Origin of the sequence: Bacillus sp. B-jedd (assembly GCF_000821085.1) — a bacterium.
Classification (GTDB): domain Bacteria; phylum Bacillota; class Bacilli; order Bacillales; family Cytobacillaceae; genus Bacillus_D.
The window spans coordinates 2,755,526-2,767,155 of record NZ_CCXR01000001.1 but is presented as its reverse complement, the minus strand read 5'-3'; the positions used below and the strand labels follow the sequence as shown (position 1 = coordinate 2,767,155).

Sequence of the window (11,630 nt, the reverse complement as noted above, 5' to 3'; positions counted from 1 at the left end):
GGTTAAAATATGGATTTTGAAAAGAATTTTCGACACAATTTTCGGAATCCCTGAAAAATCCCTTCCAATCACTTTACATCTTCTGCTTTTTTCTCGATAATAGTAACAATCATTCCAAATTGAATGGCATAATGAAACATTCTGTTGAAATTTTGAAAGTTCGAAAACAACAGGTAAATTGTAAAGACTAACACGATAACCGGAACACAAGAGTCCTTTTTCAGACAGGCTTGTGGTGGGCCGGCGATTTTATCCAATACGAAATAAAGGTGATTTTATGGCGAACGATCAGGTGCTGACCGCCGAACAAGTCATCGACAGGACAAAGGCCTATTTGAACGATGAGCATGTTGCTATTGTAAGGAAAGCTTACGAATATGCGGCCTGGGCCCATCGTGACCAATTCCGGAAGTCCGGCGAACCGTATATAATCCATCCGATTCAGGTTGCGGGAATCCTTGCTGACCTGGAGATGGACCCTGCCACGGTTGCAGCTGGTTTCCTCCATGATGTCGTTGAAGATACGTCCGTTACCCTTAAGGATATTGAGACAGAATTCAATGGCGAAGTGGCCATGCTTGTTGATGGCGTAACGAAACTGGGCAAAATTAAATATAAATCGCATGAGGAACAGCAGGCGGAAAATCACCGGAAAATGTTTGTTGCGATGGCCCAGGATATCAGGGTCATCCTGATTAAACTGGCGGATCGCCTGCATAATATGAGGACTCTTAAGCACCTTCCTTTCGAGAAGCAGCAGAGGATTGCCAATGAAACTTTGGAAATTTTCGCGCCGCTTGCCCACAGGCTCGGGATTTCGAAAATTAAATGGGAGCTCGAGGACACTGCGTTACGTTATTTGAATCCGCAGCAATATTACCGGATTGTCAATCTGATGAAAAAGAAACGTGCTGAACGCGAGCAGTATCTTGAAGATGTGATTGAAGAAGTCAAGGAAAGGGTCGGCGAGGTTTCTATAAAGGCGGAAATTTCCGGCCGCCCTAAACACATTTACAGCATTTACAGAAAGATGGTTCTCCAGAACAAGCAATTCAGTGAAATATATGATTTGCTGGCAGTCAGGATTGTTGTGAACAGCATCAAGGATTGCTACGCGGTTCTCGGAATCATCCATACTTGCTGGAAACCGATGCCAGGGCGCTTCAAAGACTATATTGCCATGCCGAAGCCAAATATGTACCAGTCCCTCCATACGACCGTAATCGGACCGAAAGGGGATCCCCTCGAAGTTCAAATCAGGACAGTGGAAATGCACAGAATTGCCGAGTTCGGGATTGCGGCCCACTGGGCATATAAGGAAGGAAAAAACTTAAGCGAAAGTTCATCCTTTGAACAAAAGCTGACATGGTTCAGAAATATCCTTGAATTCCAGAATGACACCGCAAATGCCGAAGAGTTTATGGAATCGCTCAAGATAGATTTGTTTTCCGATATGGTGTTCGTCTTTACCCCTAAGGGCGATGTAATTGAATTGCCATCGGGATCCGTTCCAATTGATTTTGCCTACCGGATCCACTCGGAGATAGGGAACAAAACAATCGGGGCGAAAGTGAATGGGAAGATGGTCACGCTTGATTACAAGCTGAAGACCGGAGACATAGTCGAAATAATGACTTCTAAGCATTCCTATGGGCCGAGCCAGGACTGGCTAAAGCTTGCCCAGACTTCGCAGGCAAAAAATAAAATCCGCCAGTTCTTTAAAAAACAGCGGCGCGATGAAAACATCGATAAGGGCCGCGAATTGATAGAAAAAGAAATCCGCGCCATGAATTTTGAGCTGAAAGAAATCCTCACTGGGGAAAACATCCGTAAAGTTGCTGAAAAATTCAATTTTATGAATGAAGAGGATATGTTCGCCGCGGTCGGTTATAACGGGATCACCGCCCTTCAGGTAGCCAACCGACTGACAGAAAAATGGCGGAAGAAGAGGGACCAGGAGCAGGAGGCAAGCATCGCTAACGCTCTGACCGAACTGAAGACCCCGCATCCCACTGTTAAAAAGAGGGATTCTGGCGTACGTGTCGCCGGTATTGACAACCTGCTGATCAGGCTGTCAAAATGCTGTAATCCTGTACCGGGGGATGAAATCATCGGCTTTATCACAAAAGGCCGGGGCGTTTCTGTCCACAGGAAGGATTGCCCGAATATTGATACAACTGAAGATCAGTCCCGTCTCATTCCAGTTGAATGGGAATCCTCTTTCAATGATAGAAAAGAATATAATGTTGAAATTGAAATAAATGGATATGACAGGCGAGGCTTATTGAACGAGGTCCTTCAGGCCGTCAACGAAACGAAAACAGATATTACAGCTGTTTCAGGGCGGTCCGACCGTAATAAAATGGCGACAATCAATATGGCGATTGCAATCCATAATGTGACCCACCTTCAAAAGGTAGTGGACAGGATTAAACAAATTCCTGATATCTACGCGGTCAGAAGGATTATGAATTAGGCATAGTGCTGGGCGGGCAGGAAAGTGGCTGCCCGCTTTTTAATTTTTGGCCCTGTTATCCTTGATTGTTGATTTTCACTCCGTTCCAATCAACTTCATTGAAAATCAACACTCACCTTTAACTGAGCCTAATTTTATAATATAAGGAGCAATAAAGATGAGAGCAGTTGTCCAGCGAAGCAAAGAAGCGAGTGTGGCGGTCAATGGGGAAGTTGCCGGAGCCATTTCACGGGGGCTTGTTATCCTTCTGGGGGTTACCCATGAAGATACTGAGGCGGATGCGGCTTTTTTGGCCGATAAAATTGCCAATTTAAGAATTTATGAGGATGAATCAGGGAAGATGAATCTTTCATTGCTGGAAGTGGGCGGTGAGATCCTTTCTGTTTCCCAATTTACCCTTTATGGGGATTGCCGGAAGGGAAGACGGCCAAACTTCATGGCAGCGGCGAGGCCAGAATTGGCGAATCCTTTATATGAGACATTCAATCAGCTTTTGCGCGAAAAGGGAATTAAAGTGGAAACGGGCGTTTTCGGGGCGATGATGGATGTCAGCCTGGTCAATGACGGTCCGGTTACCCTCATTCTTGACAGCCGTGGGTAATGCCTTTAGCTAATTTAATTTAATGGAATCAAAGTACCCCCGCCGGTTGACTGGCGGGGGTTGTTGTTATTTCCCTTTAAAGTAACGGGCCAGCCCGTTGGCGATGCCGTCAGCGGCGGCATCCTGAAAATGATTTGTGAGAATGGCCATTTCTTCCTGGGCATTGCTTAAATACCCAAGTTCAATCAGGGCGGCAGCCTGACGGTTTTCGCGGATGACATGGTAATCCCCGAAACGGGCTCCGCGGTTTTTGGCATTTGTCGCGCTTGCGGCAGAAGCCTGGACTGATTCAGCTAAGTTTTTTTGATAGGAATGGTAATAGAACGTAGTCATTCCCTTGACGGAACGGTCATAATTCGAATCGTAATGGATACTGATAAAAGCATCCGCTCCATGGTAATGGGCGGCTCCGACTCTTGAGGAAAGCGAAAGGTAGGTGTCGCGGTCCCTCGTCATAATGACTTTGGCGCCTTTCGCGGCCAGTTTGTCGGACAGGAGGTTTGCTGTCCTGAGCGTCAGCCCTTTTTCGTAAGTTCCCCCGGCTCCTGTAGTACCTTTGTCAATTCCCCCATGTCCGGGATCAAGAACGACGACTTTATCTTTTAAGTAAGCGTCTGCGCCTTCTTTATTAATTTGCGGGGCTGTACCGGAAACCTCAACAATCCAGCCGGCGACAAATCCAGTTGCTCCGCCTTTCAATTGAATTTCATACCAGCTTCCGGTTATGTTCTTAACCGTGTATTCAGCGCCCTTATTTGCCCTCTCAATCACTTTCGAGTTGAGGGAAGGCTTCTGGCGGATGTTCGTCGCATCATAAAGGATGACTGCCCGGCTTTCTTTTACCTGTTGGCCCGAATTCGTATTCGAAGAGGTTCCCTTTTCGAGATACCAGCCGGCGACCCATCCATATTTACCAGGTGAATACTGTATTTTCGCCCAACTGTTCACTTCCTCCAAAATGGTGAACTTTTGCCCCTTATTAACGGTTGAGATGATTTTTCCGTTAAGTGAGCCTTCGCTCCTGACACTTAGTGCTGTTGCTGTCACCGTTCCGGTAATTCCCCCTCCGGCAGAGGAAGGTTTTTGTCCTGTCACTGCTGCAGAGGATAAAAATTCCGAGCTTACCCAGCCTTTTTTTCCGGCAAAAGAAATTTCCGACCATCCATTTTTATCCTGGAGGACTTCGACCTTTGCCCCGCTGTTCAGTTTTCCCGCAATGCTTGCTGTTGATTGAGGGCTTGTCCGGACATTAAGGACATCCGCGTTGACAGTTTTCCAGACGGCAGTTGAAGCAGGCACTTTGTCGTTTGGCTGTTTATTCCCGCCAGCCTGGGGCATTTCGAGGAATTGCGAGGAAACCCAGCCGCTTCCTGAGCTACTGGAAATTCTCGTCCATTCTCCTGATCTCTCCTGGACGGTTGCTGCTTGTCCTTTCGCCAGATAACCGGTAATTCCATAGCCTGGCCCAGGGCCTTTCCGTATCCTGAGGTTGTCGACTGAGGATAGAGCGGCTGAACTCAGGCTTGGACGGTTTAACAGCCAGCTGGCAGCCCATCCGGTTTTACCCGAAGGCATTTTCACCTCGACCCATTCACCTGATTCTGACAGGACCGTTAAGAGTGTCCCTTTCTTGGCCGTTTCGACGACCCGGTAACTTAAGCCGGGCCCGCTGCGGATATTAAGGCTGTCAACCGCGGCAGTAGCGGCCATTCCGGCAGCGGCCTCCTTCAGGGGCAGCAATGATCCTGCCGCTAATATGAAGCAGGCAAACAGTAATATGTATGTTTTTTTCATTCTTCCCCTCCCTTTCCCATCTATTGTAACTGAAAAGGCCAAGGGATTCATTCGGTTTATTGAAAATTTTCAATTTGGCAAGATAAAAACGGTTGGGAAATAATCTGTTACATTTTCTGATTTATGGAGAAACTAAATAAACAAACAAATACTGGAGGGCGGAAAAATGAGATTCAGTGATAAAGGCATGCATGCGCATTCTGGCGGAAAAGGAGTGTTCGGTGTTAATTTCCATGACTTTATTGAAAAGGAGCGGCAGGCAACGACATTTGAGCTTGCGAGCGAATTCGGTTTAACGATGCGGGATGTCCGAAACCTTAAAAAACATTTGGAAAGGTCATAGTCACCTATTGACATCGGGTAATATGCTCATTAATATAAATAGAAAGCGCAGGCGCCAGTCTACGGCGCTGCCAAATCCGTAAAAACCGATGATGGAGCATAGTAATTAAGCCGAAAATCATGGACAGAGAGGGATTGCCTTGGGCTGGAAGCAATTCTGCATGAAGGATTAATGAATGAACACTCCGTAGGTTTCTCCTTGAACCAACAGTAGGGGAGAACGTTGCAGGCGTTAACTGTAAAAGAGGAAGCCTCGTTTTTCAGGCTTCAATTAGGGTGGCACCACGGGAAACAAAACTCTCGTCCCTTGTTTAGGAATAAACAGGGGAGGGGAGTTTTTTTATTTTGGCAGCGATGTGCTGGTCGACTGCCGTGCGAATTTTTAGATGCCATATTTAATTCATACATAGTTAAAGGAGGAATCTTCATGGCAATTTCGATTCCAAGGGGCACACAGGATATTTTGCCCGGAGAGGTAGAAACATGGCAGCTGATTGAAGAGGCTGCGCAAAGGCTTTGCAGGCTGTATCAATATCAGGAAATCAGGACGCCTATATTTGAACATACAGAATTATTCAGCCGTGGAGTCGGTGACTCTACCGACATCGTCCAGAAGGAAATGTATAACTTCAAAGACCGGGGCGGAAGGGACCTTACTCTGAGGCCGGAAGGAACTGCCGCGGTTGTACGGTCATTCGTTGAAGAGAAAATGTTCGGGTATCCCGGCCAGCCGGTCAAGCTTTATTATATGGGGCCGATGTTCCGATATGAGCGTCCGCAGGCTGGGCGGTTCCGCCAGTTTGTCCAGTTCGGGGTAGAGGCGCTCGGAAGCAATGACCCAGCGATTGACGCCGAGGTCATCTCGCTAGCGATGGCTCTGTATCGTGAGCTTGGCCTGAAAAAACTGAAGCTTGTCATCAACAGCCTTGGGGATGCAGTAAGCCGCAAAGCGCACAGAGATGCGCTCATCGGCCACTTCAAGCCAAGGATTGGTGAATTCTGCGGAGACTGCCAAAAACGGCTGGAAAAGAATCCATTAAGGATTTTGGATTGCAAACAGGATAGGGACCACGAACTGATGAAAACCGCACCTGCGATTGTGGACTATCTGAATGGAAGTTCACGGCAATATTTTGAGAAAGTACAGGAGTATTTAAGGGAACTTGATATTCCATTCGAAGTGGATCCCAATCTTGTCCGGGGCCTTGATTATTACAATCACACTGCCTTCGAGATTATGAGTGAGGCAGAAGGTTTTGGGGCGATTACAACCCTTTGCGGCGGCGGCCGTTACAACGGGCTGGCCGAGGAACTGGGCGGTCCTGAAACACCTGGAATCGGTTTCGCCCTTAGTATCGAGCGCTTCATAGCCGCCCTCAAAGCCGAAAAAGTGGAGCTCCCAATCAAAAGGGAAATAGATTGCTACCTCGTATCACTCGGCGATCGGGCCAAAGATTTAACGGTCGGGCTGTTGCAGCAATTGCGGAAAGAAGGAATTTCTGCAGAGCGTGATTACCTTGGCAGGAAGCTGAAAGCCCAGTTCAAGGCAGCTGACCGGCTTGGCGCCAGGTTTGTTGCAGTACTCGGCGAGGATGAGCTAGATAAAGGTGTTATTAATCTTAAGAATATGGAAACTGGTGAACAGACAGAAGCCGAGCTGGCTTCATTCGTGGAAAAGTTCCGGGAACAGCTTGGTTAAGGAGGAAACAGGATGTACGGGAGAAGTTATTTTTGTGGTGAAGTGCCAGAAACCGCTATTGGTGAAAAAGTATTTTTGAAAGGGTGGGTACAGAAGAGGCGCGACCTCGGTGGTCTGATCTTCATCGACCTGCGTGACCGAACCGGCATTGTCCAGGTTGTCTTCAACCCTGATTTTTCAGCCGAAGTGCACAGCATTGCTGAGAAAATCCGCAATGAGTACGTTCTTGACATCAAAGGGACGGTCGTTGCCCGTGAAGCTGGAACGGTGAATGAGAATATTTCCACCGGCAAAATTGAAATCCATGCCGAGGAAGTAACGATTATCAACGAAGCGAAAACACCACCCTTTGTCATTTCCGACCGGACCGATGCTTCGGAGGATGTCAGGCTGAAATACAGGTATTTGGATTTCCGCCGCCCGGTCATTTTTGAAACGCTGAAAATGCGCCACAATGTAACCAAGTCAATACGCGAATTTCTTGATGGCGAGGGATTCCTTGATATTGAAACGCCAATTTTGACAAAAAGCACCCCGGAAGGAGCGCGTGACTATTTGGTCCCAAGCCGCGTCCATCCCGGTGAATTTTATGCCCTTCCGCAATCGCCCCAGCTGTTCAAACAGTTGCTGATGGTAGGCGGAGTAGAGCGCTACTACCAGATCGCCCGCTGTTTCCGTGACGAGGACCTGCGTGCGGACAGGCAGCCGGAATTCACGCAAATCGATATAGAAACAAGCTTCATGAGCCAGGATGATATCATCGCGATGATGGAAAGAATGATGGGCAGGCTGATGAAGGCAGTAAAGGGGATTGACGTTCCAGCCCAGTTCCCCCGTATGCAGTACCAGGAAGCTATGGCCCGTTACGGCTCAGATAAACCGGATACCCGCTTTGGGATGGAGCTGAAGGATCTTTCTGAAGCAGTTGCTGGCTGCGGTTTCAAAGTATTCGCGGCAGCGGTTGAAAACAACGGCCAGGTTAAGGCGCTTAATGTAAAAGGCGCTGCGGATAAATATTCGCGCAAGGATATTGACGCGCTTGGCGAGTTTGCCGGACGCTATGGAGCGAAGGGGCTTGCGTGGCTCAAGGTCGAGGCTGAAGGATTAAAGGGCCCGATCGCAAAATTCTTTTCCGCGGAAGAAGCTGAAGCAATTGGGACGATTGTTGATGCGGAACCTGGAGACCTGCTGCTCTTCGTTGCCGATAAAAAGTCGGTCGTGGCGGATGCCCTTGGCGCCTTAAGGCTGAAACTTGGGAAAGAACTTGGCCTGATTGACCAGTCCAAATTTAACTTCCTTTGGATCACGGATTGGCCGTTGCTTGAGTATTCTGAGGAGGATGGCCGCTACTACGCAGCCCACCATCCATTTACAATGCCTTTCAGGGAAGATTTGCCTCTCCTTGAAGAAGACCCATCCAAAGTGCGCGCCCAGGCCTATGACCTCGTGCTGAACGGTTATGAGCTCGGCGGAGGATCGCTAAGGATTTTTGAAAGGGAAATTCAAGAGAAAATGTTCGAAGTCCTTGGTTTTAGCCAGGAAGAAGCAAAAGAACAGTTCGGATTCCTTCTTGAAGCTTTCGAGTACGGAACGCCTCCGCACGGCGGGATTGCATTAGGCCTTGACAGGCTGGTCATGCTGCTTGCTGGCAGCACGAATCTTCGTGATACGATTGCATTCCCGAAAACCGCTTCGGCCAGCGACCTCCTGACTAACGCTCCAGGCATGGTCAGCCAGGCCCAGCTTGATGAGCTGAATCTCGCTTTGAATTTAGGAGAAAAGTCTAAATAAACTTGGGAAACTTCTGTGAAATTTCTCTGAAAAACACATTGGAGGAAGATAATTCCACATGGGTTCCGAGTTGAAAAAGCCGGCCGATTTATGTTATGATGAAGTCAATTAAAGAAGAGTCCTGATGTGTACGTTGCATTACCTGAATGTTTTGACCGAACATTTTTTTCTTCGGGAGTCCGAGTTTCTCCTGCCGCGTAAACGCCCTTTTTAGGGACTTACAACGACAGGGAACAGGACACCCACCTGCTTTATGCGGGCCAAAACGAAGGAAATCGGCGACGGCACGAATTGGGACTCTTCTGTCTGTCTATAAGGAATAATGTTTAGCCTCCGGAAAGCATTCCGGGGGCTTTTTGGTGTTTTTCCCACGGCCGATTCTTAATGGAGGACCGTCTTATTTGTGACAGATTTTTGACAGCTTCGGATATATTAAAAAATTTAGCGATATATTAAAAAAGTTTGCGTTATATTTAAAAATTTAGTGATATATCCCCGAAATATTCCGATAAAAGGACACCTAGCGGTTGCAGGCAGAATATTTGCTTATAACGCGGCTGGAGTAAGATGCCACGGCGCCCCTTGGACAAAACCAGCCCAGAAAATCAGGTGAGAAATCCTCCCGTCAAGCAATTGCTTGCTATTAAATGTGGTATGTTATATATTTTTCGGGTAAATGATACATGCAACATGCAGTTTTAAACCTAAAATGGAGTGAGTAAAATGCTGCACCAATTTTCACGGAATGAGCTCGCAATTGGCCAAGAAGGCCTGGATATTCTAAAAAACAGCACAGTAATGGTCCTTGGCATCGGTGGTGTCGGCTCGTTTTCTGCTGAGGCACTGGCGCGTTCAGGAGTGGGACGCCTGATTTTGATCGATAAAGATGTTGTTGACATCACGAATGTGAATCGGCAGGTCATCGCGCTTCTTTCCACCGTTGGAAAACCAAAGGCTGATTTGATGAAGGAGCGGATTGCGGATATCAATCCTGACTGCGAAGTGATTTCCCTTAAAATGTTTTATACGGAAGAAACGTACGAGGAAGTTTTCGCCTATAAGCCTGATTTTGTCATAGATGCGTCCGATACGATTATTTATAAAGTCCATTTGATCAAGGAATGCCTGAAGAGGGGCATCCCGATGATTTCGAGCATGGGCGCGGCCAATAAAATGGATCCGACCCGCTTCCGGATTGCCGATATTTTCAAGACCCATACCGACCCACTCGCGAAGGTGATCAGGACGAAATTGAGGAAAGAGGGCATCAAGAAAGGGATCCCGGTCGTCTTTTCGGATGAGAGCCCAATTGTCATCAGGGAAGATGTCAGGAAAGTGGTCGGGAACGACAAGGCTGAAATCCGGAAAGCGCAGATGCCTCCGTCCTCCAATGCATTCGTTCCTTCGGTTGCCGGACTGATCATGGCCAGCTATGTTGTCCGTGAAATGCTGAAGGACATTAAAATCGACCGTGTCGCTGACGGCCAGTAAAAAAATCGAAATCCCCTGGAGTGGCTCCAGGGGATTTTCTTGTTGGGAAATCTATATGTCTTGAACTGCTTTTTCAGACTGGCCTTATTGCAAAATTGGCCAGTCTCAATCTCCAGCAATCTGCACCTATTTTCCGTTCAGTTTTTCATAAACGGCTGCAAACGCCTGTTCAAATTTACTGTTCTTTTTCGGGGCATAATACTTTTTGTTTTTCAGCCTGTCAGGCAAATATTGCTGACGGACCCAGCCGGATTCATAATCATGAGGATACAGATAGTCGACACCGCGGCCGAGATCCTTCGCTCCCTTGTAGTGGGCATCCTTGAGGTGGTCTGGCACCTCGCCGGCCAGGCCTCCGCGAATATCGGCAAGGGCCGCGTCAATCGCCATGATGGCCGAGTTCGACTTCGGTAACAGGCAAAGCTCGATAACAGCATTGGCGAGTGGAATCCTTGCTTCCGGGAAACCGATCCGTTCCGCGGTTTCGATTGCGGCCAGCGTGCGCGAGCCCGCCTGGGGATTGGCAAGGCCGATATCTTCATAGGCAATCACCAGCAGCCTTCGCGCGATGCTCGGGAGGTCGCCCGCTTCGATCAGCCGGCCCAGATAGTGGAGTGCCGCATTCGCATCACTGCCGCGGATTGATTTTTGGAAGCATGATAGGACATCATAATGGGCGTCCCCGTCCTTATCATGGACGAAGCTTTTCTTTTGCAGACATTCCTCGGCCGTCTCCAATGTAATATGGACAATCCCGTCACTTCCGGGCTCTGTGGACAGTGCCGCCAGTTCAACGGCGTTCAAGGCGCTTCTTACATCCCCGCCTGAACCCTTCGCAAAATGCTCGAGTGCGTCGCTGTACATCTCGATGTCCATTTTGCCGAGCCCTCGTTCCTCTTCTTCGAGTGCGTGGAAAATCGCTTTCTTGATATCATCCGGGTCCAGCGGCTTCAACTCGAAAATTTGGCAGCGGCTGCGGATGGCAGGATTGATGCTATGGTAAGGATTGCTTGTTGTGGCGCCGATCATTGTAATCATCCCATTTTCCAAATAAGGAAGCAGGAAGTCCTGTTTCGCTTTATCAAGCCTGTGGACCTCATCAAGCAGGAGGATGACTTTCCCCGACATTTTCGCCTCGGCCGCGACGATTTCCATGTCTTTTTTATTGTTCGTAACAGCGTTCAATGTCCGGAAGGCGTACCGGGTGCTGCCGGCAATCGCACTGGCGATAGAGGTCTTTCCAATTCCGGGCGGCCCATAAAGGATCATTGAAGACAGCTGTTTGGCCTTGACCATTCGATTTATGATTTTTCCCTCACCGACAAGGTGCTCCTGGCCGCATACTTCTTCCAAAGTGCGCGGACGCATCCTGAAGGCCAGAGGTTTAAGCTGATTCATTTTCCATCTCTCCAATTGGCAAGTCTATCATTTAAGTG

The 11,630-nt window shown here is 48.2% G+C and carries 8 protein-coding genes, 1 other RNA gene and 1 other annotated feature; of the genes, 7 read left to right on the top strand and 2 right to left on the bottom strand.

The genetic code is table 11. The features are described from left to right. The first annotated feature begins 277 nt into the window (after positions 1-277). Both BN1002_RS13715 and dtd read left to right on the top strand, forming a co-directional pair. Positions 278-2,476 carry a RelA/SpoT family protein gene (locus BN1002_RS13715; protein WP_048825718.1) on the top strand — a complete coding sequence of 733 codons (2,199 nt, stop codon included), beginning with the start codon at positions 278-280 and terminating at the stop codon, positions 2,474-2,476. 157 nt (positions 2,477-2,633) lie between these two features. Continuing rightward, positions 2,634-3,077, top strand: a complete 444-nt coding sequence (gene dtd, locus BN1002_RS13710; RefSeq protein ID WP_048825715.1) for a D-aminoacyl-tRNA deacylase — start codon at positions 2,634-2,636, stop codon at positions 3,075-3,077. Positions 3,078-3,143: 66 nt separating this feature from the next. Here the strand turns inward: dtd and BN1002_RS13705 are convergent, their stop codons facing one another. Next, complete coding sequence (locus BN1002_RS13705) at positions 3,144-4,871, bottom strand: N-acetylmuramoyl-L-alanine amidase family protein (RefSeq protein ID WP_052445643.1); 1,728 nt, start codon at positions 4,869-4,871, stop codon at positions 3,144-3,146. Between the two features lie 166 nt (positions 4,872-5,037). Between BN1002_RS13705 and BN1002_RS24075 the strand changes: the two genes are divergently transcribed. The 5 genes from BN1002_RS24075 to BN1002_RS13685 all read left to right on the top strand — a co-directional run bounded on the left by BN1002_RS24075 (position 5,038) and on the right by BN1002_RS13685 (position 10,194). After that, positions 5,038-5,214: a hypothetical protein gene (locus BN1002_RS24075; RefSeq protein WP_048825713.1), complete on the top strand. Its 177-nt coding sequence runs from the start codon at positions 5,038-5,040 to the stop codon at positions 5,212-5,214. A 79-nt stretch (positions 5,215-5,293) separates the two neighbouring features. Beyond that, positions 5,294-5,524: a binding site (T-box leader), on the top strand. A gap of 116 nt (positions 5,525-5,640) precedes the next feature. After that, positions 5,641-6,912 carry a histidine--tRNA ligase gene (gene hisS / locus BN1002_RS13695; protein ID WP_048825712.1) on the top strand — a complete coding sequence of 424 codons (1,272 nt, stop codon included), beginning with the start codon at positions 5,641-5,643 and terminating at the stop codon, positions 6,910-6,912. Positions 6,913-6,924: 12 nt separating this feature from the next. Then, entirely contained in the window at positions 6,925-8,703 is a 1,779-nt protein-coding gene (gene aspS, locus BN1002_RS13690) for an aspartate--tRNA ligase (protein WP_048825711.1), read from the top strand. A gap of 115 nt (positions 8,704-8,818) precedes the next feature. Then, positions 8,819-9,005, top strand: a non-coding RNA gene (gene ssrS / locus BN1002_RS23365) — 6S RNA. Between the two features lie 421 nt (positions 9,006-9,426). Next, entirely contained in the window at positions 9,427-10,194 is a 768-nt protein-coding gene (locus BN1002_RS13685; RefSeq protein ID WP_048825709.1) for a tRNA threonylcarbamoyladenosine dehydratase, read from the top strand. A 126-nt stretch (positions 10,195-10,320) separates the two neighbouring features. On the opposite strand, the gene BN1002_RS13680 is transcribed toward BN1002_RS13685, so the two are convergent. Continuing rightward, entirely contained in the window at positions 10,321-11,592 is a 1,272-nt protein-coding gene (locus BN1002_RS13680; protein ID WP_048825707.1) for a replication-associated recombination protein A, read from the bottom strand. Positions 11,593-11,630 lie beyond the last annotated feature (38 nt).